This is a genomic window from Promicromonospora iranensis (assembly GCF_028994805.1).
GTDB classification, from domain to species: domain Bacteria; phylum Actinomycetota; class Actinomycetes; order Actinomycetales; family Cellulomonadaceae; genus Promicromonospora; species Promicromonospora iranensis.
Genome location: NZ_JAJQQP010000011.1, coordinates 108,207 through 133,588, shown reverse-complemented (window position 1 = coordinate 133,588; position 25,382 = coordinate 108,207). Strand labels below are relative to the sequence as shown.

Here is a 25,382-nt window from a genome sequence, read left to right as displayed (position 1 = left end):
ACCACAACGGACCCCTACGCCGAACAGAAACGAGTGAGGCCCCAGCCATGAGATTCACTGACGGCTACTGGCAGCTGCGCCCCGGCGTGGAGATGCTGCGTCCCCGGGACATCGACTCCGTCGAGGCCGGCGACAACACCCTGACCGTGTACGCGCCCACTGCGCCGATCACCAAGCGCGGTGACACCCTGAACCGCCCGGTCGTGACGGTCACGTTCGACGCTCCGGCCGACGACATCATCGGCGTGCGCATCGAGCACCACCAGGGCCGCCGCGACCCCGGCCCGCACTTCGCGGTCAACCGGGAGCCGGGAGCGGTCAAGGTGGTGGTGCCCGAGTCCGGCCCCGCCGAGCTCACGTCCGGTGGCCTCACGGCCCGCGTCGGCACCGACGGCCCGTGGCACGTCGACTTCGTGGCCGACGGCGAGGTGCTCACCTCGTCGGCGGACCGGAGCGTCGGGATCGCGAGCACGCCCGAGGGCGACTTCGTGCACGAGCAGCTGGCGCTCGGCGTCGGCGAGCACGTCTACGGGCTGGGCGAGCGGTTCGGCGCGTTCGTGAAGAACGGCCAGAGCGTGGACGTCTGGAACGAGGACGGCGGCACCGCGAGCGAGCAGGCGTACAAGAACGTGCCGTTCTACCTGACCGACCGGGGCTACGGCGTGTTCGTCGCCCACCCCGAGCGGGTCTCGTTCGAGGTGGGGTCGGAGGTCGTCAGCCGCACCCAGTTCTCGGTGCCGGGGCAGTCGCTCCAGTACTACGTGATCCACGGGCCCACGCCCGCCGAGATCCTGCGGCGGTACACGGCCCTCACGGGTCGCCCCGCGATCGTTCCCGCCTGGTCGTACGGGCTGTGGCTCTCGACGTCGTTCACCACGAACTACGACGAGGAGACCGTCAACAGCTTCATCGACGGCATGGCCGAGCGGGACATCCCGCTGTCGGTGTTCCACTTCGACTGCTTCTGGATGCGGCAGTTCCACTGGTGCGACTTCGTGTGGGACCCGGCCACGTTCCCGGACCCCGAGGGCATGCTGGCCCGGCTGCACGAGCGCGACCTGAAGGTCTGCGTGTGGATCAACCCGTACATCGCCCAGCGCTCGCACCTGTTCAGCGAGGGTCGGGAGAAGGGGTACCTGGTCACCACGGCCGAGGGCGACGTGTGGCAGTGGGACAAGTGGCAGGCCGGCATGGCGCTGGTCGACTTCACCAACCCCGAGGCCACCGCCTGGTACCAGGACAAGCTCAGGGTGCTCCTGCGCCAGGGCGTGGACAGCTTCAAGACCGACTTCGGCGAGCGCATCCCCACCGACGTCGTCTGGCACGACGGGTCCGATCCGCAGCGCATGCACAACTACTACGCGTCGCTGTACAACAAGGTGGTCTTCGAGCTGCTCGAGGAGGAGCGCGGGCGCGGCGAGGCGGTCGTCTTCGCGCGGTCCGCCACCGCGGGCACGCAGGCCTACCCGGTGCACTGGGGCGGCGACTGCGAGTCCACGTTCGTCTCCATGGCGGAGTCCTTGCGCGGCGGCCTGTCGCTGTCGCTGTCCGGGTTCGGCTACTGGAGCCACGACATCGGCGGGTTCGAGGGCACACCCGACCCTGCGGTGTTCAAGCGGTGGGCGGCGTTCGGCCTGCTCTCCTCGCACTCCCGGCTGCACGGTTCGAGCTCCTACCGAGTGCCGTGGGCGTTCGACGACGAGGCGGTCGACGTCACCCGGAAGTTCACGAAGCTGAAGCTCCGGCTCATGCCGTATCTCGGCGGGCTCGGCGTGACGGCCGCGGGCGAAGGCCTGCCCGTCATGCGCCCGATGGTGCTGCAGTTCCCCGAGGACCGGACGGCGGCGTCCGTCGACACGCAGTACATGCTGGGGCCGTCCCTGCTGGTCGCCCCGGTGTTCCACGAGTCGGCGGTCGAGTACTACGTCCCCGAGGGCGAGTGGACCCGCCTGCCCGACGTCACCGCGCCCGGGCTCGCGCCGACCGTCACCGGACCGCGCTGGACCGCTGAGGAGCACGGGTACGACAGCCTGCCTGTCCTCGTCCGGCCCGGCACCGTGCTGCCGGTCGGGGCACGCGACGACCGGCCCGACTACGCCTGGGCCGAGGGCGTGACGCTACGCTGCACTCGTCTGCCCGAGGGGTTCGACGAAGAGGTGCTGGTTCCCGGCGGCACCGGCGCCCCTGCGACGTTCCGCGTGCGGTACGCGTCCGGCGTCGTGCAGGTGACCAGCGATGACGCCCCCGGCGAGTGGGGCGTCGAGTACGAAGGACGGACAGTACGGGCCACCGGCCCGGGAGAGGTGGCACTGTGAGTGCACGGAGTTTCCCCGCGGACTTCCTGTGGGGGTCGGCGACGGCGTCGTACCAGATCGAGGGCGGTGCGACCGAGGGCGGGCGCGGCCCGTCCATCTGGGACACGTTCTCGCACACGCCCGGCAAGACGCTGAACGGTGACACGGGCGACGTCGCGGACGACCACTTCCACCGGTGGCAGGAGGACGTCGAGCACATCAAGAACCTGGGGCTCGGCGCGTACCGGTTCTCCATCTCGTGGTCGCGCGTGCAGCCGGGCGGTTCGGGGGAGTTCAACGCCGAGGGCATCCGGTTCTACTCCGACCTCGTGGACGGGCTGATCGCGGCGGGCGTCAAGCCCGTGGTGACGCTCTACCACTGGGACCTCCCGCAGGAGCTCGAGGACGACGGCGGCTGGACCAACCGCGAGACGGCCTACGCCTTCGCGCGGTACGCGCGGCGGATGGCCGAGGAGCTGGGCGACCGCATCGACGTCTGGACCACGCTCAACGAGCCGTGGTGCACGGCGTACCTGGGCTACGGCTCGGGCGTCCACGCACCGGGCCGGTCGGAGCCCTTGGCCGCGCTGCAGGCGGTGCACCACCTGAACCTGGCGCACGGCCTCGCGGTCCAGCAGATCCGCGAGGTGCTCGGTGACGCCGCGAAGACCTCGATCACGCTGAACCTGCACGTCTTCCGGCCGGACGACCCGTCGTCCTCGGCCGACCAGGGCGCCGTCCGCAAGGTCGACGCGCTGGCCAACCGGGCGTTCCTGGCACCGGTGCTGGAGGGCGTGTACCCCGCCGACCTCCTGGAGAACACGGCGTCGGTCACCGACTGGTCGTTCGTGCAGGACGGCGACCTGGAGATCACGAAGCAGCCGCTGGACGTGCTGGGCGTGAACTACTACTCGACGGCGCGGGTCAAGCACTACACCGGCGAGGGCGAGCGGCAGCAGGCCGACGGGCACAAGGACTCGGCCGGCACCCCCTGGATCGCGGCGGACGACGTCGAGTTCCTGCCGCAACCCGGTCCGTACACGGCGATGGGCTGGAACATCGAGCCGGCGGGTCTGACGGACCTGCTGGTCTCGCTGCGTGACTCCTACCCGGACCAGCCGCTGATGGTCACCGAGAACGGCGCAGCCTTCGAGGACACCGTGGTGACCGAGGACGGCGTCGCCCGCGTGCACGACGTGGAGCGTGTCTCCTACCTGCACGACCACGTCGAGGCACTGGGCCGGGCCCGCGACGAGGGCGTGGACGTGCGCGGGTACTTCGCGTGGTCGCTGCTCGACAACTTCGAGTGGGCGTACGGGTACGACCGCCGGTTCGGGATCATCCGGGTCGACTACGACACCCTCGAGCGCACCTGGAAGGACTCGGCGCACTGGTACCGGCGTCTGGCCACGACGGGCACCCTGCCGTCGGTGGACGACGTCTCCCCGGCGTAGCGGGACGCCCGGCTGGGTCTCCGGGTGGGGGCCGTCCGGATGGTCGGCAGGACGTCAGGAGGTCGGCAACCCGGGTTGCCGACCTCCTGACGTCCTGCCGACTTCTCGGGCCTGCTTCGGTATCTTCAGGGCGTGAGCGGAGCAGACGACGAGCTGGGTGCGGTGCTGGGTGACGTGGTCGCCGGTCTGCGTGAGGCCTCTCGGGCTCCCGCGCTGTCCGCGGCCGCGGGCCGTGGTGGGGACGTGGTCTGGGCCGGTGCCGTCGGCGCACCGGCCGGTGCGGGCACCGACGGCGGCCCGACGCCGGAGCACGCGTTCCGCATCGGGTCCATCACCAAGCCGATGGTCGCCGTGGCGGTCATGCGCCTCGTCGAGGAGGGCAAGGTGGCGCTGCACGACCCCATCGGTGCCCACCTGCCCGACGCCCCCGCGGTGGACGCCACGCTCGCCGAGCTCCTGAGCCACACCAGCGGCCTGCCCGCGGAGCCGGCGGGCGCCTGGTGGGAGCGGGCCGGCGGATCGACCTGGGAACAGATCGTCGCCTCGGACCTGCCGCGGCTCGTCGCGCCGGGCACCCGGTACCACTACTCGAACGTGGGCTTCGCCGTGCTGGGCCGGCTGGTCGAGGTGGCGCGCGGGCGGTCCTGGGACGAGGTGCTGCGGGACGAGCTGTGGGTTCCGCTCGGTATGACCGCCACCGGGCGGGTGCCGGTGGGGCCGCACGTGCGCGGCTACGCGGTGCACCCGCATGCCGACCTCGTCCACGACGAGCCCGTCGCCGACTACCTGGCCATGGGCCCGGCCGGCGAGCTGTGGTCCACGCCGTCGGACCTGGTGCGGTTCGGGATGTGGCTGGCCTGTCACGACACGCTGGGCGCGGTCGGCGACGCCGTGCTGCCGGTCCCCGCGCGCAGGCTCATGACCGCGCCTCGCGTGGTCGTGGACGAGCCCGGGGTCGCCTGGACCGGCACCTACGGCCTGGGCGTCCGGGTCCGTAAGGACCTGATCGACCTGCCGGGGGAGGGTCCCGTACCGGTGCGCACGGTGGGCCACTCCGGCTCCGTGCCGGGCTTCACGGCAGACCTGCGGGTCGACGCCGGGTCGGGCGACGCCGTCGCGGTCATCGGATCGAGCACCGGTGGGTTCGGGGACGGGACGGGGCTGCTCGCGGCCCTGCGGGGCGTGCGCCCCGACGTCGGGCATGCTGGCGTCGGGCGCGGTCCGGTCGTGGACGGCTCCGAGGAGGTCACTGAGGGCGCCTCGGAGGGCCTTGCGGAGGGACGGCAGCCGGGTGGGCAGCCGGGCGCCGGGGGAGGCGTCGGTGCGGGCCTCCCCGAGCTGACCGGGACCTGGTACTGGGGGCCGGTGCCGTTCACGCTCCGCGCCGAGGGGGACCGGCTCGTGCTGGCCGGCGCCGCAGGCGGGCGGGCCACCGAGTTCGTGCCGGGGACGCCGGGGACGTGGGTCGGTGTGACCGCCGGCTACTGGCAGGGCGAGACGTTCCGGCCCGTGGAGCGGGAGGGCCGGGTGGTAGCGCTCGACGTCGGCACCTTCTGCTTCACCCGGAGCCCGTACGCCCCCGAGGTGGAGATCCCGGGCGGGCACGACGGCGTCGGCTGGCACGCACTCTGAGCGGTCCGTTGTGACCCGACTCACGCTCCTGATCCGGGCTCGCGGGACACGCCGAACGGTCGCGACACGCCGCTACCTGAGATCACTTTTTTCGTTGTCCGGGAGCCTCCGCAGGCGCGTGAGGTGCCGGTTCCCGGGGTCGGCGCGGGCGGCCCGCGGGCCGCGGCAGCATGCGGCGCGCGCGGCCTACCTGGCAGTGTCAGAGGCTCGTGGCAGCATGGTCCATGAGCGTCACGGTTGGTTCCGGTGTAGTGCGCCAGTCGCCCCCAACCACAACATGTCGTTGCTGGGCGAGCAGCGACCACCAGGTGTAGTGTTTGAGGCAGCGGGAGACGCAGACCCGCGAATAAAGCACACCAACGTAACTTCACGGGTGTCCTTCGAGGTCAGAGGAGGCGGACATGAGCGTCACGGTCTACAGCAAGCCGGCGTGCGTCCAGTGCGACGCGACGTACCGGGCACTGGATCGCAAGGGTGTCGAGTACACGGTCGTCGACATCACCCAGGACGCTGAGGCGCTCGAGATGGTTCGCGGTCTCGGGTACCTCCAGGCGCCGGTCGTCGTGGCCGGCGACACCCACTGGTCGGGCTTTCGCCCCGACCAGATCAGCGCGGTCGCCGCGCTTCAGGCCGCCTCGGCCTGACCTGCAACACCGCAACGTCGGCAAGGAGGCGTGACGTGGGTTCACTCGTCTACTTCTCCAGCGTGTCAGAGAACACGCACCGGTTCGTCGAGAAGCTTGGTCTCGAGGAGCTGGGGATGTCGGTGCACCGGATCCCGCTGCGCCCGGCCGACGGATTCCTGCGCGTGGACGAGCCCTATGTCCTCCTGGCCCCCACCTACGGTGGTGGCAACGAGGGTGGGGCCGTCCCGCGGCAGGTGAGGAAGTTCCTCAACGACGAACACAACCGGTCGCTCATTCGCGGCGTCATCGCTGCGGGGAACACCAACTTCGGGGCTGCGTACTGCATCACCGGCGACATCATCTCCGCAAAGTGTGATGTCCCGTATCTGTACGCCTTCGAGCTACTGGGAACTGCGCAGGACGTCGCGCGCGTCCGCAACGGATTGGGACGATTTTGGCAGCAACAACCACTGAGCCTCTCCGCCTGAACGGTGAAGGCCTGAGCGAGATCCCCCTGGAGAGCATCCAGATGGACTACCACTCGCTCAACGCGATGCTGAACCTGTACGGGCCGGACGGGAAGATCCAGTTCGAGAAGGACCGCGAGGCGGCCCGCCAGTACTTCCTGCAGCACGTGAACCCGAACACGGTCGAGTTCGACACGCTCGACGAGAAGCTCGACCACCTCGTTGAGGCCAAGTACTACGACCCGACCGTGCTGGCCAAGTACTCCCGCGCGTTTGTCAAGGAGCTCTTCCAGCTCGCGTACTCGAAGAAGTTCCGGTTCGAGACGTTCCTGGGTGCCTTCAAGTACTACACCTCGTACACGCTCAAGACGTTCGACGGCAAGAAGTACCTGGAGCGTTTCGAGGACCGCGTCGCCATGGTCGCGCTCGGCCTGGCCGACGGCAGCGAGCAGACGGCGCGCGACATCGTCGAGGAGGTCGTCGCAGGGCGGTTCCAGCCGGCGACACCGACCTTCCTCAATGTCGGCAAGGCACAGCGCGGCGAGCCCGTGTCCTGCTTCCTGCTGCGCATCGAGGACAACATGGAGTCCATCGCGCGCAGCATCAACTCCGCACTGCAGCTCTCCAAGCGCGGCGGCGGCGTGGCGCTGCTCCTGAGCAACATCCGCGAGCACGGCGCGCCGATCAAGCACATCGAGAACCAGTCGTCCGGTGTCATCCCCGTGATGAAGCTGCTGGAGGACTCCTTCTCCTACGCGAACCAGCTTGGCGCGCGTCAGGGCGCCGGTGCCGTGTACCTGCACGCGCACCACCCCGACATCATGCGGTTCCTCGACACCAAGCGGGAGAACGCGGACGAGAAGATCCGCATCAAGACGCTCTCGCTCGGTGTGGTCATCCCGGACGTCACGTTCGAGCTGGCCAAGAAGAACGCTGACATGCACCTGTTCAGCCCGTACGACGTCGAGCGGATCTACGGCGTGCCGTTCGCCGACATCTCCATCTCGGAGAAGTACGACGAGCTCGTGGCCGACGAGCGCATCCGCAAGACCACGATCAGCGCGCGTGACTTCTTCCAGACGCTCGCGGAGCTGCAGTTCGAGTCCGGGTACCCGTACATCATGTTCGAGGACACGGTGAACGCGGCCAACCCGATCAAGGGTCGCATCACGCACTCCAACCTGTGCTCGGAGATCCTGCAGGTGTCGACCCCGTCGACGTTCAACGAGGACCTCTCGTACAGCGAGGTCGGGCGGGACATCTCCTGCAACCTGGGTTCGCTGAACATCGCCAAGGCGATGGACTCGCCGGACTTCGGTCGCACGATCGACACCGCCATCCGCGCGCTGACCGCGGTGAGCGACCAGACGTCGATCGAGTCGGTCCCGTCGATCAAGCGTGCCAACGAGAGCGGTCACGCGATCGGCCTGGGCCAGATGAACCTGCACGGCTACCTCGCCCGTGAGCGCATCTACTACGGCTCCGACGAGGGCATCGACTTCACCAACATCTACTTCTACACCGTCGCGTACCACGCGATCAGGGCGTCCAACCGCCTGTCGATCGAGCGCAACACGAAGTTCGGCGGGTTCGAGGACTCGAAGTACGCCACCGGCGAGTACTTCGACAAGTACGTCGAGCAGGAGTGGAAGCCGGCGACGGAGCGCGTCGCGCGGCTGTTCGCCGACGCCGGTGTGTCGATCCCGACGCAGGACGACTGGCGCGCGCTGCGGGCCTCGGTCATGGAGCACGGCATCTACAACCAGAACCTCCAGGCCGTGCCGCCGACGGGTTCGATCAGCTACATCAACAACTCGACGTCGTCGATCCACCCGGTGCCTGCCAAGATCGAGATCCGCAAGGAAGGCAAGCTCGGTCGCGTCTACTACCCGGCGCCGTACATGACCAACGACAACCTGGACTTCTACCAGGACGCGTACGAGATCGGCTACGAGAAGATCATCGACACGTACGCCGCGGCGACGCAGCACGTGGACCAGGGCCTGAGCCTCACGCTGTTCTTCCCGGACACCGCCACCACGCGCGACGTCAACAAGGCGCAGATCTACGCGTGGCGCAAGGGCATCAAGACCCTGTACTACATCCGCCTGCGTCAGCTGGCGCTGGAGGGTACCGAGATCGAGGGCTGCGTCTCCTGCATGCTCTGACCGGTCCCTGCCGCCAGTCTCGCCCGTACCGCCGCTCCTGAAGGAACTCCCATGTCGCCCACCGGCAAGCTCAAGCTCATCGATCGTGTGACAGCGATCAACTGGAACCGCCTCGAGGACGAGAAGGACGCCGAGGTCTGGGACCGTCTGGTCGGCAACTTCTGGCTGCCCGAGAAGGTCCCGGTCTCCAACGACATCCAGTCGTGGAACACCCTCTCGGAGCACGAGAAGACCATGACCTCGCGGGTGTTCACCGGACTGACCCTCCTGGACACCATTCAGGGCACGGTCGGCGCGGTGTCGCTGATCCCGGACGCGCTCACCCCGCACGAGGAGGCGGTGTACACGAACATCGCCTTCATGGAGAGCGTGCACGCCAAGAGCTACTCCTCGATCTTCTCCACGCTCCTGTCGACGCCGGAGATCGACGACGCGTTCGAGTGGTCCGAGAACAACGCGAACCTGCAGAAGAAGGCAGAGATCGTCCTCGACTACTACCGGGGCGACGACCCGCTGAAGCGCAAGGTCGCCTCGACGATGCTCGAGTCGTTCCTCTTCTACTCCGGCTTCTACGCACCGATGTACTGGTCCTCGCGAGCGAAGCTCACGAACACGGCCGACCTGATCCGCCTCATCATCCGTGACGAGGCGGTGCACGGGTACTACATCGGCTACAAGTACCAGAAGGGCCTCGCCCAGCTGACGCAGCCCGAGCAGGACGACCTCAAGGCGTACACGTTCGACCTGCTCTTCGAGCTGTACGAGAACGAGGTCGAGTACACCGACTCGCTCTACGGCGAGCTGGGGCTGACCGAGGACGTCAAGAAGTTCCTGCGGTACAACGGCAACAAGGCCCTGATGAACCTGGGCTACGAGGCGTTGTTCCCCAAGGAGGACACGGACGTCAACCCGGCGATCCTCGCGGCGCTGTCACCGAACGCGGACGAGAACCACGACTTCTTCTCGGGGTCCGGCTCGTCGTACGTGATCGGCAAGGCCGTGGAGACCGAGGACGACGACTGGGACTTCTAGTCTCGTCGGAGGCGTGTAGCCCGTAGTGGCTGGTGAGGGGCCCGGAACCGCGGAATTCTGCGGTTCCGGGCCCTCTGCATGCCGACATCCGAGGACACAGGAGGTCGGAGATGGACAGGAATGGCCGTTCGAAGTGGCACGTGGGTGGCACGCGCACACCTGACAGGGGAGCACGTGGTGGCTCGGCGGGCCGAGTTCCGGCTCGCCGGGTCGCCGGTGCCGTGCCATTGCGTGCCACAGCATAGGGTTGTGAGGTGCTGGGAACCGCGGTATCTCGCGGGTCCGGCCCTCTCGACTGTGCTAGTGGTACGGAGTGGCACGACTGGGCTCAGGAGTCCGTTCGAGGCCACCGGGGGGCACGATGAGTGCGACGACGACGAAGCAGCGGAGCCGGGAGACGTGGGGGAGCTACGCAAACTCCCGTCAGGCAGATGGCCGGCGCGCTACACGGCGCCCGACGGCGAGGCGTACTCGGCGCGGACCGAGGACGACAAGCCGCTGACGTTCCAGACGAAGACCGACGGGCCTGGCTCGTCGGGTCCACACGAAGATCGCTCGTGGGGAGTGGGAGCCGCCGGCCGTGCCTGCCGAACGGTGTCGGGCGGAGAAGGCCGCCGCGGAGGCGCGGGCGATCGGCTTCCGCGAGCACGCGGAGCGGTGGCTCGCGATGGTGCGTCAGCAGCCGAACCGCAGCGGGAAGATGCGGGCGGCCGGCACGATCCGTTCCTACTGGAGCAAGGTCGACGGTTACCTCGAGCCGGAGTTCGGGGACACACCGGTCCGGCACATCGACGACGCCCGGATCCAGAAGCTGAAGGTGCGGCTGGACGCGATCCCGGCTGTCGCGAACCTCCGCTCGCCGAACAACGGGGTGAACCGGCCGGTGCTGATGGTGCTCATGATGATCCTGCGGCAAGCCGTGCGCGACGGGATCATCGCGGCGGTGCCGAACGTGTCGATCCCACAGCAGAAGCCCGTGCGGCACGGGCTAGGTTATCCTCCCGGCGAGGACGTGCTAGAGCCGCAGCAGGTGGAGGAGCTGTGGCGGGCGACGCCGGCTCCGCATGCCATTGCGATCCTGCTCGCTCGACTGTCAGGGCGTGCAGCTCGGGTTCGCAGATATGGGCCAAGAGTCTCTGTACCAGGCGGTACAGGTCCCCGGTCGCAGCCTTGGCCCGGCGACGTTCCACGCCGTCGTGTGAGCGGATCGCATGATGGGCTTGGTGGATCAGGGCTGGCAGCTGGACTCCGACGTCGGTGCGCTGCCGTGGCGAGGTGTGCCAAAGGACCCACGACCGTCCGAGCGCCGAAGTCATGACCGTCGTCGGTATCACCGGGCACTCCGGCCTCACCGAACCGACCCTGGTGCTCGTGCGTCAAGCGCTGGACGCGGAACTGAGCCAGTACGAGGGCGCCGATCTGACTGGGATGACGTGCCTGGCACGAGGCGCAGACCAGCTCTTCGCCGACGCGATCCTTGCGCTCGGCGGAGCGCTCCACGTCGTGCCTGCGGCCGACTACTTCGACAACATCACCGATCCTGACGCCCGCCGCCGATGCGCCGAATATCTCCGACAGGCCGCCGCCGTTGACCAGATGCAATTCCAGACCGCCGGGCGCGACGCAATCGTTGGATGATCGCGAGCACCACGACCTGCTCCAGCGACGTGCCGGACACCTGTGCGAAGATGCGGAACATGGCATTGGCAACAGCGGGCGAGGTCGAGTACGGCGAGGTGTTCACCAGGCGGTGGGTCGTGGAGACGATCCTGGACTTGGTCGGTTACATCGACGACATCGATCTCTCGCGGGCTGTGCTGGTCGAGCCGTCTGTCGGGTCGGGGGCATTCCTTGAACCGATCGTCGAGCGACTAGTGGCCAGCGCCAAGCTGCATGGTGTGCCCTGGGAGTCTCTGATGGGCGCGATTCGCGGGTTCGATCTGCAGCCTGTCCACGTGGCGACGTGTCGGGACCGGGCTGTGGCGATCCTCGATTCCGCGGGCGCTGGCGCGGCGACGGCGGAGCGCTTGGCAGCGTCGTGGATACAGCCTGCGGACTTCCTCCTGGACGACGGCGACCTCGTAGCCGACTTCGTCGTCGGCAACCCGCCCTACATCCGCACCGAGGACCTGGACGACGGCGTTGAGGCCGCCTACCGGGCTCGGTGGAAGACGATGAAGGGTCGCGCGGACATTTTCGTCGGGTTCTTCGAGCGGTCTCTCTCGCTATTGCGGCCGGGCGGGAAGCTGGGGTTCATCTGCGCGGATCGGTGGATGCGGAACCAGTACGGTGCTGCGCTGCGGACACTCGTTGGCGAGCGGTATGCGGTTGAGACGCTGTGGCAGATGCACGATGTCGACGCCTTCGAGGCCGAGGTTTCTGCTTACCCTGCCATCACGGTGCTTGCTAACCGGCCGCAGGGCGACGCGACAGTTTTGGAGACGACTGCGGAGTTCGGTGCGGCTAGTGCCGCAGAGGCGGTGAAGTTCGCTCAGTCCGACGACGCGGAAGGCGCGGGGGCCGGTTGGACGGGCGCTCGGATGCATGACTGGTTCGAGGGACCGGACTTGTGGCCAGCCGGTGGGCCGCAGCGGATCCGTCTTCTGGAGGACCTGGCTGAGCGGTTCCCGACGCTGGAGCAGACCGGCGATGACACGAAGATCTCGATCGGTGTCGCGACAGGTGCGGACAAGGCGTACGTCGTGGCACCCGATGCGGATGTTGAGCCTGACCGACTGCTGCCGCTCGTCATGGCCGACGACATCCGCTCCGGGCAGCTCGTGACGCCGAAGAAGGTGCTGATTAACCCGTGGGACGAGCAGGGCGTCCTCGTTGACCTTGCGCGGTATCCGCGGATGGAGCAGGCACTGGCGTCGCACCCTGCGGTGGTGAAGAGGTATGTCGCGCAGCGGAACCCGACGACCTGGCATCGGACGATCGACAAGGTGTACCCCGGCCTGCGCGAACGGCCAAAGCTGCTGCTGCAGGACATGAAGGCGCAGATCACCCCCGTATTCGAGCCGGGCGGCTACTACCCGCACCACAACCTGTACTACATCACCTCGACTGGCTGGGACCTCGAGGTGCTCGGCGGGCTGCTGTTGTCGCGGATTGCTCAGGCGTTCATCGAGGCGTACGGCGTGCGGATGCGTGGCGGAACGCTGCGGTTCCAGGCGCAGTACCTCCGGAAGATCCGAGTGCCGGCCCCCGAGTCGCTTGCGCCAGAGATCCTCGATCGTTTGCGGGAGGCGCACCGAGCCTGGGACCGCGATGCTGCGACCCGCGCGGCCGAGGCAGCGTATGGGTTGCCCGAGGGGCACCTCTGACGTTTCACCCCAGGTCAGGGCGGTGTACCGAGTGACAGGCCGTCACGTTCGTGACAGGGTGCAGTCCGAGCGATTCAGCATCACCACCGACTGAGCATGAGAGGGACCAGGCACTTGCCGATTGATCTCACCTGGGACGCTGCCGTCCGGGCTTACTGGACCGGCCGCGACCTTCAGGCGCAGCGCCAGATCGAAGCCGGTCGGGCCGACGCCGGCACCCGCGGGGCCGTCACAGGAGGCAAGCACCTCGACCCGATGCGGGACGCCGTCGCCGAACTGTTCCGCAACGCCGAGGGCATCGACTTCGACATCCGAACCTCGGGCAAGCTGACGCTCCCGGGCTACTACCGGAGGACCAAGGACTGGGACCTGATTGTTCTGTATCGGGGCGTGCTCGTCGCGGCGATCGAGTTCAAGAGCCAGAGCGGCTCCTTCGGCAACAACTTCAACAATCGGACCGAGGAAGCGATCGGCAACGCCGTCGACATTTGGAGGGCGTACCAAGAGGGCTACCTGGGCACAGTTAAGCCCTGGCTCGCGTTCGTCATGGTCCTTGAGAAGACTCCTGTGTCTACAGCGATCCAGAGGACCGCACCGGCACTCTTCCCGACCGACCCGATCTTCAACGACACCAGTTACCTCGACAGGTACCGGATCTTGCTGCGCCGGCTCCTTCACGAGCAGCAGTACGACGCTGCGGTCGTCGCCGCGACGGAACAAGGGCAGGGCATCTACGACGAGCCCGAATTCGAACTTTCGTTCGCGAACTTCGGCGCCGCGATCAAGGGGCGGATCGAATACATCCGGGCACTCCCGGATAATGCGTTCGACTCGGGACACTAGTTTTGATGCGGAACGATGCTTAGGGGGATCCTGTGCCCGGAAATGAACTGGTGCTACTTGACCAGGCGATAGCTGACTGGCAAAGCGAGCAGAGCGAGCCGATTGCCGACGACAAGGCGTTCGAGATCATTGCCTGTACGCAGGCGCTTCGCGACCGGGACGTCTCGTCAGATGAGATTGCCGAAGGCGTTGTCGGAGGTGGCGATGATGGTGCCATCGATGGTGTCTATACGTTCCTTGGCGACACGCTGCTTACTGAAGATAGCGAGGCGCTGCAGGAACTTCCGGCAAACAAGCTCTCTGTCGGCACGACGCTAACGCTAGTTCTCGTGCAAGCAAAGCGGACTGAGGCATTTACCGAAACTGCGATCGATCTGGTAGCGGACTCGACGCGCCGTCTATTGGACTTGGCGCAATCCGAGGAGGACCTTTCCGCAATCTACTCGACTGCGGTAATAGAGAGGATCGGGTTCTTCCGCTCTGCGCTCCGCAAATTCGGCGCGCGGCATCTCAAGTTGCGCATTGAGTTCCATTATGCGACCCGGGGTGCTACGGCCGGGATGCACGCGAAGGTTAAGCGCAAAGCGCGGGATCTCGAAGTGCAGTTTGACCAAACCTTGGTGAAGGCTGAAGGTGCTGTTACGTTCCTAGGTGCAAAGGAGCTTTGGGAGCGGATAAGCACTCTGCCGACCTACACCGTCAACTTGAGCGTCGAGGAGTATTCAACTAGTGGGAACAGTCACGTAGCTCTCGTCTCCCTTCGGGACTACATGGACTTCCTTCGAGATGACGATGGCGCCTTGCGGCGACACATCTTCGACTGGAACGTGCGGGATTATCAGGGCGACGTTGAGGTCAATCGCGAAATTCGCGAGTCGGTGCTCGATGCGAGCCTACCTGAGTTCTGGTGGCTCAACAATGGAGTGACGATCGTTTGTTCGGAGGTCTCGATAACTGCCAAGACTTTCGCGCTTGACAATGTTCAGGTTGTGAATGGCCTGCAGACATCGCAGACGATATTTAACGCCCTTGAGTCGGCGGCGAGCGATCACTCCGCCCTCGATCGCAAGGTACTGGTTCGAATTCTGGCTACGGGCGACGATACTCGGACGCGCGATCAGGTGATTCGCGCCACTAACCGCCAGACGTCAGTTCCGGCGGCTTCCCTGCGGGCGACGGACGAGATTCAGCGCAAGATTGAGGCGTACTTTGTCTCGCATGACTGGTACTACGATCGCCGGAAGAACTTCTATCGCAATCAAGGAAAGGCGGCTTCGCGGATCGTTGGAATTCCCCTACTCGCGCAAGCTGTCATGGCTATGGGCCTAAGTAGGCCTGATGATTCTCGGGCGCGACCTTCAAGCCTGCTAAAGCGAGATTCCGTATACGGAACCGTTTTCAGTGAGAGTCTTCCTCTGCCTGTGTACCTTTGGCTGGCAAAAACACAAAAGTCCGTCGATGCGTTCCTTCTGACCGATGTGGCGGTGGCGAGTGCCTCGGAGCGCACCAATCTGCGGTTCCACTTGGCGATGCTTGCGACTGCAGTTCTGTTCGGTGCGCGCGTCTATAATCCATCGCAACTTGCAAAGGTTGCCGGTGAGAATGCAGAACTCGATAAGGGTTTGCTGTCTGATTCTTTGGCGACGCTGAGGACTGCATTCACCAAAGTTCAAGGAAAATCGGGGGGTTCTCTCGACAAGATCGCCAAGGGGCCCGAATTTGTCAAGTATCTGCTGGACGAAGTCTTGCCGCAGTTGATTGCAAGTCGACCTGTGCAGAGCGAGACCTCGCCGTCGCAATCGAAATCGTAGGCGCGACTCGCCGAGAGTCAGGACCGTAGGCGCGACCAAGGGTGGTGAGCCACTCTGACGCAAAAGTCGGGCCTGCGGTCCTTGAGCATGTCAATCCCATGCTGGAAGAGCGCACGGCTGTGACCGCGTTCTCGGGTGGCTGGGCGATCCTTGGTATGAGCGGTAGCGTGGAACCGTCGGTCGGGCACGCCGTTCGGTGCTGATCCGCTGCTCGACCACGAGTGGCACGCAGAGGGCACGCAGCAATGCGCCCACCCCAGAATCCGCAGGATTCCGCCCCCCGAACCCCTCCGGGCGAGTACTGGGACTTCTGACCTCGCGTCGGGAGCCCGTCGCCCTCGGCCGCTGATCATGGCGTAGCTGCAGAACGGAGGCCCGGAACCGCAGATCGTTGCCGTTCCGGGCCTCTTTGCGTGCTGACGTGACCACGGCGTGGATCGAGAACGCCGGCCCGGCGTCGCGGCTCGTCGGGCAAGAGTGCAGTTTTCCTTACCGTGGCTGACCGGTTGGCACCATGGTGGCGACCCACGCATCTTCATAGCGTCGTCTCGTGCCCGCGCAACCCGGCGGGGCACGGGGGAACGGTGCGAGGAAATGCTCACAGGCACAGGGACAGCCACCGACGCGGTCCAGCTGACGGCTGTCCGCAAGGTCTACGGCAGGCGTGGGAACGAGGTCGTCGCGCTCGACGACGTGACGACACAGTTCGGGCGGGGCACGTTCACCGCGATCATGGGCCCGTCCGGCTCGGGCAAGAGCACGCTGCTGCAGTGCGCCGCCGGGCTCGACCAGCCGACGTCGGGCTCGGTCGTCCTGGAGGACAGCGAGCTCAGCACGATGAGCGAGACCGAGCTGACGGAGCTGCGGCGCGACCGGGTGGGCTTCATCTTCCAGGCGTTCAACCTGCTCCCGGTCCTCACGGTCGAGCAGAACGTGACGCTGCCGCTCCGGCTCGCGGGCCGGAGCCCGGCCAAGGGGCGGGTAGCGAACGTGCTCGAGCAGGTGGGTCTGCGCGAACGGCGCAAGCACCGCCCGGCGGAGCTGTCCGGTGGGCAGCAGCAGCGGGTCGCCATCGCACGGGCGCTGATCACCGAGCCGGCGGTCATCTTCGCCGACGAGCCCACCGGTGCGCTGGACACGAGGACCGCGCGGGACGTGCTCGGTCTGCTGCGACGTTCGGTGCAGGAGACCGGCCAGACGATCGTGATGGTGACGCACGACCCGGTCGCGGCGTCCTACGCCGATCGTGTGCTGTTCCTCGCCGACGGTCGCGTGGTGGGTGAGCTCCGCTCCCCGACGGCGGACGCCGTGGCCGAGCGGATGACCCACCTGGGCGCGTATGCGGACGAAGCACCCCAGGCGCCGTCGACGACCGCGGGAGGGCAGCGCTGATGTTCCAGCTCGCCCTCCGCACCCTGCGGTTCCGCACCGGCACGTTCGTGGCCGCGTTCCTTGCCATGTTCTTCGCCGCGATCGTCCTGATGGCCTGCGGCGGACTGATCGAGACGGGTATCCGTGCGGCGGTTCCTCCGCAGCAGCTGGGTGCTGCCGACGTGGTCGTCGCCGGCGACCAGACGCACCACGCGCCGGGCGGCGACGAGGACGAGCCGGCGATCCTGCCCGAGCGCGTCCGCATCGACGCCGGGCTCGAGAGCGTCATCTCTACGCTGCCCGGCGTGCGAGAGACCAGGACCTACGTCTTCGAGGGCAGCCCGCCGGCGGGGACCATCGACGCCATCGGCGTGGTCGCCGTGCCGAATGCCGACGTCGAAGAGCTGCGTGAGCGGATCGACGCCGAGCTGGACGGCGAGACATTGACCCTCGTCGGCGACGAACGAGGCCGGGCCGAGCTCCGTGACGCCACGGCCACCAGCGTGAACGTGGTCTCTCTCGCCGGTGTCTTCAGCGCCTTCGCGCTCCTGGTGTCCATCTTCGGGGTGGCGTCGATGCTCGGGCTGTCGATCGCTCAGCGGCAGAAGGAGCTGGCGCTGCTGCGTGCCATCGGGGCGACGCCTCGCCAGGTGCGCCGGCTCGTCCTGCGCGAGACGCTGGTGCTCTCGCTGGTCGCCACCGCTGCGGCCTACTTCCCGGGCCAGTTCCTGGGCAAGCTCGTGTTCGACTTCCTGGCCGGACAGGGCATCGCCACGGCAGGTGTGGCCTTCCACCAGGGCTGGATACCGTCGGTGGCGGCGATGGCCGCGGCGATCCTCGCGGCCGTCGGCGGTGCGCTGGGCGCGGGACGGCGGGCGGCACGGACCAAGCCGAGCCAGGCGCTCGCCGAGGCCTCGCTCGACGACAAGGTGATCGGCGGATGGCGAGTCCTGGCCGGGTTGCTCTTCGTGGCGGTCGGGATCGCGCTGACGATCGTCACCGTCGCGGTGCTGAGCGGGCCGCTCGCCCCGGCGACGGCCGCCCCGGCGGTGATCGTGTTCACCATCGGGCTCGCGTTGCTGGCGCCCGTCCTGGCGAAGGTCATGATCTTCGTCGTCCAGTGGCCCGTGCGCGCTCTCGGCGGGCTCACGGGCGACCTCGCCGTGCTCAACGCACGCGGCCGGACCAGTCGGCTGGCCGCCGTCATGGGCCCCGTCATCCTGCTGACCGGGATCTCGACCGGGATGCTGTACCTGCAGACGACGAACGACGCCGCCGACCAGGAGGCGTTCGCCAGCAGCATCGTCGCCGACGCGGTGGTGACGGCCGAGGACCGGATCGACCCCCGGCTGGTCGAAGAGATCAACCAGCTGCCCGGCGTCGCCGGGGCGTCCGAGTACGTCAGCAGCGTCGGTTTCGTCGAGAGCCCGCACGACGTGTCACCGATGGGCGAGGGCTGGACCCTCCAGGGCGTCACCGCGGAGAGCGCCGCCGCGAGCACGCCGGTCGACGTCACTGCCGGTGCGCTCGCCGACCTGCACGGCGCGACGGTCGCGATCGAGGACGGGCACGCCGACACCCTCGGCGTCGGCGTCGGCGACCCGATCACGCTCCGGATGGGGGACAACACCTTCCTCGACGTCCAGGTGGCCGCGCTGTTCTCCGCCGCGGAGGACTACGACACGCTGTTGCTCCCGGCCGACACGCTGGCCGCGCACACCACCGCCGGGTACCCGACACGCATCCTGGTCAGTGCGCAGGACGGCACCGATCCGGAGCAGCTGGTGGCTGACCTGACCCGGCTGACCGCGGCCACGGACGGGCTGACCGTCGCCGACCGCGAGATCTTGTTCGACGAGTACGAGGACCAGAAGAAGACGGCGTCCTACGCGATCTACATCATGGTGCTCATGCTGGTCGGGTACTCGGCGATCACCATGATCAACACCCTGGTGTCGAGCACGTCGGCGCGGCAGCGGGAGTTCGGGCTCCAGCGCCTCGTGGGTTCGACCCGCCGTCAGGTGATGCAGATGGTCGGGATCGAGGCAGCGATCGTGGCCGTCACCGGCCTCGCTCTGGGCACCACCGCGGCGCTGGGCATCCTGGTCCCCGTGAGCCTCAAACGGCTCGGCTCCGTGATACCTGCCGGGCCCCCGCTGGTGTACGTGGCGATCGTCGCCCTGGTCGTCCTGCTGACCCTCGGCGCGACGCTGCTCCCCGCGTGGCGGGCCACGCGCGGACGACCGGCTGAGGCGGCCGTCTCGGTCGAGTAGCAGCGGGCCAGGAGGTCGCTCCCACCGTCGACGGTGGGAGCGACCACCTGTCTCCGCGACGACCGGCCGCACGGAGGAAATCCTCCGCCCCCGCGGCGGTTCCCACCATTCCGGAGCCCGAGGCCCCGAACCTAGGTTCGAAGGCATGGAGATCAGACCAGAGCCGTCCGTGCACCTGCCCGCAACCGCGCCAGAGAGGGACTGAGATGTCCATCGCTCCCGTCGCCCCGGCCCCCATCGAGGAGCCCGGGTCCACACGTATCGGAAGGCCCGCGATCGGCGCGCTGGGCATCCTCGCGCTCGCTCTCGGCACATTGCAGACAGTGGTCGACCCCGCCCGTCCTCTCCTGGAGCGCGAGCTCGGCGTCGACTCGGCCGCGGCGGCGCTGATCGCCAGCACGCTGCTGATCACCGGCGCGATCGTCGCCCCCATCGCGGGAAAGCTCGGCGACCGCTACGGCGGAAAGCGCGTGCTGCTGGTGCTGATGCTGCTGGTCTCGGCAGGCGGTGTGCTCTCGAGCGTCGCGCCGAACCTGCCGGTGCTGCTGGTCGGCCAGACGCTGCAGGGCGCGATGATCGGCGCGCTGCCCCTGTCGTTCATCCTGGTGCGCAAGAACTTCTCGACGGGACAGACGCAGGTGGCCATCGGAGTGGTCAGCGCGCTGTTCACCGCCGGGGGCATCATCGGAACCCTGGTGGCCGGGCCGCTGGCGGAAGGGCTGTCCTGGAACTGGATCTTCGCGGCGCCGACGATCGTGATCATCACCGCGACGGCGGTCGTGTCCCGGCTGATGCCCGACGACCCGCCGAGCGAGCAGGACACCACCATCGACTGGCCGGGTGTCGCTCTGCTGAGCGCCACGCTGGTCGCGCTCATGCTCGGGCTCCTGGTGGTGACCGGTGGCGGCGTCCCACCGCTCGCGATCGGTGGCATCGTGCTGGTCGTCGCGGCGCTCGCCGCGGCCTGGGTGGCCGTCGAGCGCCGGGCGGTCTCGCCGATGGTCGAGCTGCGCATGCTGACCGCGCCCGCCGTGTGGAGCGCGGCAGTGCTCACCATCGCCATCGCCGCCGTCTCCGCGATGCTGCAGACCTACGTCCCCAAGCTGTTCGAGGTCTCGGGCGACGGTTACGGCCTGGGGCTCAGCACCACTGATATCGGCCTGTTCATGATGCCCGCCTCCATCGCCGGCGTGCTGGCGGGCTCGGTCGGAGGGCTCGCCGTGCGGCGCTACGGCGCACGCGCCGTGGCCACGACCGGCGCCGTCGCCACCGTGGGCATCCTCGTCGCCGTCGCGGCGCTGCACGACACAGCGTGGCAGCTTGTCATCGCCCGGGCGCTGGCCGCCTTCGTCGGTGGGCTGATCACCACGGCGCTGCTCGCGAGCACCGCCACCGCCGTGGCGGCCAAGGACACCGGCATCGCCACCAGCCTCCTCGTGGTGATCCGCCTGATCGGCGCCGTCGCGGGAGGCCAGGCCGCCGGCTCGGTCCTCGATGCGGGGAACGACCCGGTCTCCGGGATGCCTGCCGAGTCCGCCTTCGTCACCGGCTTCCTCGTCGCCGCCCTCGTGGCCGCGCTGTCCCTGTTCGTCGTCCGTCACCTGAAGAAGGAAGTCCAGTCATGACATCTCGGTCCGACGCCGCCCGGCGCAAGGTCCTGATCGCCGGAGCGAGCCTCGCCGGCCCCACGCTGGCGTACTGGCTGCACCGGTACGGGTTCGACGTCACGGTGGTCGAGAAGGCGCACGCACCTCGCGGGGGTGGTTACCCGATCGACGTGCGCGGCACCGCGATCGACGTGGTCCGGCGGATGGGGATCCTGCCAGGGCTGCAGGAGGCGCACATCGACATCGGACGGTTCACGTTCCTCGACGCCGACGGCGCCGAGGTGGCCGCCCTGCACCCCTCCGCGGTCGCCGGGAGCGTCGAGGGGCAGGACCTCGAGATCGGGCGCGGGGACCTGACCGCCGCCCTGTACGCGACGGTCCAGGACGACGTGGAGTTCCTGTTCGACGACTCCCTAGGCACCCTCGACCAGCACGAGCACGGGGTCGACGTCACCTTCCGCAGCGGCAAGCAGCGCACGTTCGACCTGGTGATGGGTGCCGACGGCATGCACTCGGGCACCCGGAAGATCCTGCTCGGGCCCGAGGAACAGTTCCACCGGTATCTCGGTTACACCTTCGCCGTGTTCACCATGCCCAACACCTTCGGACTGTCGCGCGAGCTCATGATGTGGAACGTTCCTGGCCGGGCGGCCGCGCTCTACGCCACCGGGGACACCGCCAACCCGCTGCACGCCTTCCTGAACTTTCACCGGCCGGAACAGCCGCTCGACGTCCTGCGCGACCCGGACGCCCAGCGGGACCTGGTGGCCAGGACGTACGCCGGCGCGGGCTGGGAGGTCGCGGGCATCGTCGATGCCATGCACCAGGCGGACGACCTGTTCTTCGACACGGCGGGCCAGATCCGCATGCCGGGCTGGTCGAGCGGCCGGGTGGCGTTCGTCGGCGACGCCGCCTACGCGCCGTCGTTCCTGACCGGACAGGGCTCCAGCCTCGCGCTGGTCGGTGCCTACATGCTCGCCAGGTCTCTGGCCAGGTACCGGGACCACGTCGAAGCCTTTGCCGCCTACGAGCGCGACACCCGCGGGTTCGTCACCATGAACCAGGCGCTGGTCGACAAGGGCGGCGCCAGGCTCTTCCCCACCACCGCCGAGGCGCTGGGCCGGCGCAACGCCATGCTCCGTGAGCTGGTCGCCATGCCGGCGACGACGCCGCAGCCCGCCCACTCGGCCCTCGAGCTGCCGGAGCCCGCCCCGGCAGGGCGGATGCGCGGGAGCCTGGCAGGATGAGGATCATGACCCTCGACCCGCGAGCGCGGAGGCCCGCGCGGGGGCCCGGGTGGAAGCACCTGATCAGCGCGCCGTTGTCCTCCGCCGCGTGGCGTTCGTACGGGTACCTGTGGCTCATGCTGCTCCTGGGGCCGTTCGCCCTCGCCTACGTGCTGCTCACCGTGGCGGTCACGGCCGGTGCCGCGGTGACCGTCGTCGGGCTGTTCGTCGCCGGCGGGCTCGTGGTGGGCGGGCGATGGTGGGGCGCGCTCTATCGCGGCCTGGCCGGTGACCTGCTGGACGCCGAGGTCGCGGCCCCCGTGGCTCGCTCGCCGCGCAGCGGCTTCTGGCCGCGGCTCGGCGGAGCGCTCGGCGACACGGCGGGCTGGCGAGCACTTCTGTTCATGATCGCGGCGCTGCCGGTGACGCTCGCGGGGTTCATCGTGAGCACGGCGTGCCTCGTGCTCGGGCTCGGCGGCGTGACCTACTGGACCTGGTTCTGGGCGCTGCCCGCCGATCTGGCCATGGACAGCTCGTGGCACACGCCGGCGGGTCTCGCCCTGGTCGTGGTGGGCGGCCTGGGGCTGCTGGTCCTGTGGCCGTCGGCCCAGCGAGGTTTCACCGCCCTCCTGAGGCTGCTGACCAGGGTGCTGCTCGGGCCGACGGCCGCCAGCCTGCGTGTCGCCGAGCTGGAGCGCTCCCGGGCGGGCACGGTGGAGGACGCCGACGCCCGGCTGCGGCGGATCGAGCGAGACCTGCACGACGGGACCCAGGCACGTCTGGTCGCCGTCGGCATGCAGCTCGGCGAGGCCCGCGAGCAGCTGGCCTCCGGCGCGACGGACTCGGTGGGCGAGCTCCTCGAGGTGGCGCACGCGTCGACGAAGGACGCGCTGACCGAGCTGCGGGAGCTGGCTCGCGGCATCCACCCGCCGGTCCTGGACAGCGGCCTCGCGGTCGCTCTCGAGACCCTTGCCGCGCGTGCGCCGCTGCCGGTCGCGGCCGACGTCGACCCGGACGTCGAGGCGGGCGGCCGCCTGGCACCGGCCATCGAGTCGATCGTCTACTTCTCGATCGCCGAGCTGGTCACCAACGCGGCGAAGCATTCGCACGCATCGCAGGTCCAGGTGCAGGTCGACGTGGTTGCCGACGGAGGGAGCAGCATCCTGCGTATCCAGGTGCGCGACGACGGACGGGGCGGCGCGACCGTCGTCCTGCCGGACGGGTCCGGGCTGCGGTCGGGCCTGGCAGGTCTCGCCGAGCGGGTCCGGTCGGTCGACGGGACGTTCGACCTCTCCAGCCCTGTCGGCGGACCGACCGTCGTCAGCGTGGCGCTGCCCGCCCTGCGCGCCGTCGCGGCAGGTACACGCGGCGCGGGCACCGGGGGCCGCGGATGACCGGGCCGGACGCCGCGCCGTCGGGCGGCCTGCGCGTGGTGCTCGCCGAGGACTCCGGGATCCTGCGCGACGGGCTCGTCGCCCTGCTGACACGCCGGGGGCACGAGGTGACCGCCGTGCCGGACGGCGAACATCTGGAGCGTGAGGTCGTGCGCCTCGCGGAGGAGTCGCTGCCCGACGTCGTCGTCGCGGACATCCGTATGCCACCCACCTTTACGGACGAAGGCCTGAGAACCGTCGTCGCGTTGCGGGAGCAGTTCCCCGGACTGCCTGTGCTCCTCTTCTCGCAGTACGTGGAGACACGCTATGCCGGTGTGCTGCTCCAGGGTGACGCACGCGGCGTGGGGTACCTGCTCAAGGACCGCGTCGTCGACGTCGGGGAGTTCGCCCAGGCGCTCGTGCGGGTGGCCCGCGGTGAGACCGTGCTCGACCCGGAGGTGGTCTCGCAGCTCATGGGCGCGTCCGAGCGGGACGTCGGCAGGGCACGGCTGTCCGGCCGGGAGCGCGAGGTGCTCGACCTGATCGCGCAGGGCCGCTCGAACGGCGCCATCGCGGAGACGCTGTTCCTCTCGCAGGGCGCGGTGGAGAAGAACGTGGCGGCCATCTTCCAGAAGCTGGACCTGCCGTACGACGCCGCGGACAACCGTCGGGTGCTCGCCGTGCTGCGTTACCTGGGGACCTGACCTCCGAGATCGTCTCCCCGGTGGTCAGGCCGGCGGGTCGACGGGCTCGGAACCACGTTCGATGCGCACGCCGGTGAACTCGGCGTCGACGGGTGCCGCGAACCGCCGTCCGTTGATCTCGTCGTGCCGCATGAAGGTCGGCGGCTCCACGTGCACGCGCAGGGTGTAGTCGCCGTCCTCCGGGAGCTCCCAGTTGCGGGCGTAGTGGTAGAGCATCGGGTGCCAGACCAGCTCCTGCGGGAACGGCCCGAGCTCTTGCCCGCCGGGCGTCACGAGGGTCGCGCTCACGTCCAGACCGGGGACGAAGCGGCCGTCGGTCGCGTCGCAGACGACGACCTCCACGTGGGCATTGGTGTCACCCGGGTTGTGCCACACCAGCTCCCCGTCCTCCAGGTGATACATCCCCTCGGCGTCCTCGATGGCGTAGCCGATCAGGTAGTCGCCGGCCTGCTGCGTGCCTCCGGCCTTGGCGACGTCCTGAGCCATGTGGTCGAGAGCCTTCCGGTAGGCCTCACCTTGGGCGGCACCGAGCTGCAGCTGGCGCTCGGTCGCCTCCGACGAGCTGGGATCCGTGGGCGGGGTGCTGGGTGCCGTCGTCATCCGGGCCTCCTGGGGACGTGGTGGGTGTTCTCCGAGGTTGCACCGTTGCCCGGCACCTCGCACCTGGAGCTCGCACGAGGCCCGGGGTCGCTACGTCGTGACGACACGAGACCGGAACGAGTGCAAGAGCTGGGCGCTTGCCGCGGCTTCGGGCACGTCACCGTTCATCGAGGTGAGGGCGATGCTCAGCGCACCGCCGAGGCAGGCGGCGCTGCCGAGGATCGCAACCGAGTTGATCAGCCCGAAGGCGGCCAGCGACGCCGCGGCGAACGCGTCGACACGCTGGAACAGCCGGTAGAACCACAGGGCCACCAGTGCCTGGGCGGCGACGAGCGCAAGCTCCAGAGCGATGCCCAGGCGCGCGAGCATCTCGTTCTCGACCAGATGGCTGACGGTGGCTGCCGCGCTCTCCGGGTCGAACAGCATCGGCCGGATGATGAGGAATCCCGGGATGGCGACCACGGCGAGTGCAAGGTAGAGCAGCCCGGTGGTGCGTGCCGTGCGGGGGTGCAGCGTGGACGAGTTCATGTGACTTCCCTCTCGGTGGACCTTACGACGTAAGGTGATCTCACGGC

Annotated in this window: 20 protein-coding genes and 1 pseudogene; 18 read left to right on the top strand and 3 right to left on the bottom strand. The window is 68.3% G+C overall.

The features are described 5' to 3' along the window. Window positions 1-47 precede the first annotated feature (47 nt). From yicI to LUM46_RS26780, 8 genes and pseudogenes are all read left to right on the top strand, one after another. A complete protein-coding gene (gene yicI, locus LUM46_RS19100; protein ID WP_274996074.1) occupies window positions 48-2,315 on the top strand; it encodes an alpha-xylosidase in 2,268 nt (755 codons plus the stop codon). Further along, window positions 2,312-3,748: a GH1 family beta-glucosidase gene (locus tag LUM46_RS19095; protein WP_274996072.1), complete on the top strand. Its 1,437-nt coding sequence runs from the start codon at window positions 2,312-2,314 to the stop codon at window positions 3,746-3,748. Before yicI ends, LUM46_RS19095 begins: the two co-directional genes overlap by 4 nt. Window positions 3,749-3,880: 132 nt before the next feature. Continuing rightward, window positions 3,881-5,380 carry a serine hydrolase domain-containing protein gene (locus LUM46_RS19090; RefSeq protein WP_274996070.1) on the top strand — a complete coding sequence of 500 codons (1,500 nt, stop codon included), beginning with the start codon at window positions 3,881-3,883 and terminating at the stop codon, window positions 5,378-5,380. Between the two features lie 401 nt (window positions 5,381-5,781). After that, window positions 5,782-6,024, top strand: coding sequence for a glutaredoxin-like protein NrdH (gene nrdH, locus LUM46_RS19085; RefSeq protein WP_020017613.1), 243 nt, complete (start codon window positions 5,782-5,784; stop codon window positions 6,022-6,024). Between the two features lie 35 nt (window positions 6,025-6,059). Further along, entirely contained in the window at window positions 6,060-6,494 is a 435-nt protein-coding gene (nrdI, locus tag LUM46_RS19080) for a class Ib ribonucleoside-diphosphate reductase assembly flavoprotein NrdI (RefSeq protein ID WP_274996066.1), read from the top strand. A 41-nt stretch (window positions 6,495-6,535) separates the two neighbouring features. Further along, entirely contained in the window at window positions 6,536-8,641 is a 2,106-nt protein-coding gene (gene nrdE, locus LUM46_RS19075) for a class 1b ribonucleoside-diphosphate reductase subunit alpha (protein WP_274996064.1), read from the top strand. A 51-nt stretch (window positions 8,642-8,692) separates the two neighbouring features. Continuing rightward, window positions 8,693-9,673, top strand: a complete 981-nt coding sequence (gene nrdF, locus LUM46_RS19070; RefSeq protein WP_274996062.1) for a class 1b ribonucleoside-diphosphate reductase subunit beta — start codon at window positions 8,693-8,695, stop codon at window positions 9,671-9,673. 78 nt (window positions 9,674-9,751) lie between these two features. Beyond that, window positions 9,752-10,183, top strand: a pseudogene (locus LUM46_RS26780) (hypothetical protein); the annotation flags it as partial. 237 nt (window positions 10,184-10,420) lie between these two features. Here LUM46_RS26780 and LUM46_RS19065 read toward each other — a convergent pair. Continuing rightward, complete coding sequence (locus tag LUM46_RS19065; protein WP_274996060.1) at window positions 10,421-10,573, bottom strand: hypothetical protein; 153 nt, start codon at window positions 10,571-10,573, stop codon at window positions 10,421-10,423. A gap of 414 nt (window positions 10,574-10,987) precedes the next feature. On the opposite strand from LUM46_RS19065, the gene LUM46_RS19060 reads away from it, so the two are divergent. The 10 genes from LUM46_RS19060 (at window position 10,988) to LUM46_RS19015 (ending at window position 24,207) form a co-directional block, all read left to right on the top strand. Next, on the top strand, window positions 10,988-11,311 hold the full coding sequence (locus tag LUM46_RS19060) for a hypothetical protein (protein WP_274996058.1): 324 nt from the start codon (window positions 10,988-10,990) through the stop codon (window positions 11,309-11,311). Further along, on the top strand, window positions 11,308-12,999 hold the full coding sequence (locus LUM46_RS19055; RefSeq protein ID WP_274996056.1) for an Eco57I restriction-modification methylase domain-containing protein: 1,692 nt from the start codon (window positions 11,308-11,310) through the stop codon (window positions 12,997-12,999). The genes LUM46_RS19060 and LUM46_RS19055 overlap by 4 nt, the downstream gene beginning before the upstream one ends. 114 nt (window positions 13,000-13,113) lie before the next feature. Then, window positions 13,114-13,842: a PaeR7I family type II restriction endonuclease gene (locus LUM46_RS19050; protein WP_274996054.1), complete on the top strand. Its 729-nt coding sequence runs from the start codon at window positions 13,114-13,116 to the stop codon at window positions 13,840-13,842. A gap of 32 nt (window positions 13,843-13,874) precedes the next feature. Then, complete coding sequence (locus LUM46_RS19045) at window positions 13,875-15,653, top strand: AIPR family protein (RefSeq protein WP_274996053.1); 1,779 nt, start codon at window positions 13,875-13,877, stop codon at window positions 15,651-15,653. Between the two features lie 594 nt (window positions 15,654-16,247). Beyond that, window positions 16,248-17,045: an ABC transporter ATP-binding protein gene (locus LUM46_RS19040; RefSeq protein ID WP_274996052.1), complete on the top strand. Its 798-nt coding sequence runs from the start codon at window positions 16,248-16,250 to the stop codon at window positions 17,043-17,045. Further along, a complete protein-coding gene (locus LUM46_RS19035) occupies window positions 17,045-19,297 on the top strand; it encodes an FtsX-like permease family protein (protein ID WP_274996050.1) in 2,253 nt (750 codons plus the stop codon). Before LUM46_RS19040 ends, LUM46_RS19035 begins: the two co-directional genes overlap by 1 nt. A 206-nt stretch (window positions 19,298-19,503) precedes the next feature. Continuing rightward, on the top strand, window positions 19,504-20,922 hold the full coding sequence (locus tag LUM46_RS19030) for an MFS transporter (protein WP_274996048.1): 1,419 nt from the start codon (window positions 19,504-19,506) through the stop codon (window positions 20,920-20,922). Continuing rightward, window positions 20,919-22,151: an FAD-dependent monooxygenase gene (locus tag LUM46_RS19025; RefSeq protein ID WP_274996046.1), complete on the top strand. Its 1,233-nt coding sequence runs from the start codon at window positions 20,919-20,921 to the stop codon at window positions 22,149-22,151. Before LUM46_RS19030 ends, LUM46_RS19025 begins: the two co-directional genes overlap by 4 nt. Beyond that, on the top strand, window positions 22,148-23,524 hold the full coding sequence (locus LUM46_RS19020; protein WP_274996045.1) for a sensor histidine kinase: 1,377 nt from the start codon (window positions 22,148-22,150) through the stop codon (window positions 23,522-23,524). Before LUM46_RS19025 ends, LUM46_RS19020 begins: the two co-directional genes overlap by 4 nt. Continuing rightward, on the top strand, window positions 23,521-24,207 hold the full coding sequence (locus tag LUM46_RS19015; protein ID WP_274996042.1) for a response regulator transcription factor: 687 nt from the start codon (window positions 23,521-23,523) through the stop codon (window positions 24,205-24,207). Before LUM46_RS19020 ends, LUM46_RS19015 begins: the two co-directional genes overlap by 4 nt. Window positions 24,208-24,231: 24 nt before the next feature. On the opposite strand, the gene LUM46_RS19010 is transcribed toward LUM46_RS19015, so the two are convergent. Then, window positions 24,232-24,807: an iron transporter gene (locus LUM46_RS19010; RefSeq protein ID WP_274996040.1), complete on the bottom strand. Its 576-nt coding sequence runs from the start codon at window positions 24,805-24,807 to the stop codon at window positions 24,232-24,234. Window positions 24,808-24,897: 90 nt separating this feature from the next. Further along, window positions 24,898-25,335 carry a DUF4386 domain-containing protein gene (locus LUM46_RS19005; RefSeq protein ID WP_274996037.1) on the bottom strand — a complete coding sequence of 146 codons (438 nt, stop codon included), beginning with the start codon at window positions 25,333-25,335 and terminating at the stop codon, window positions 24,898-24,900. Window positions 25,336-25,382 lie beyond the last annotated feature (47 nt).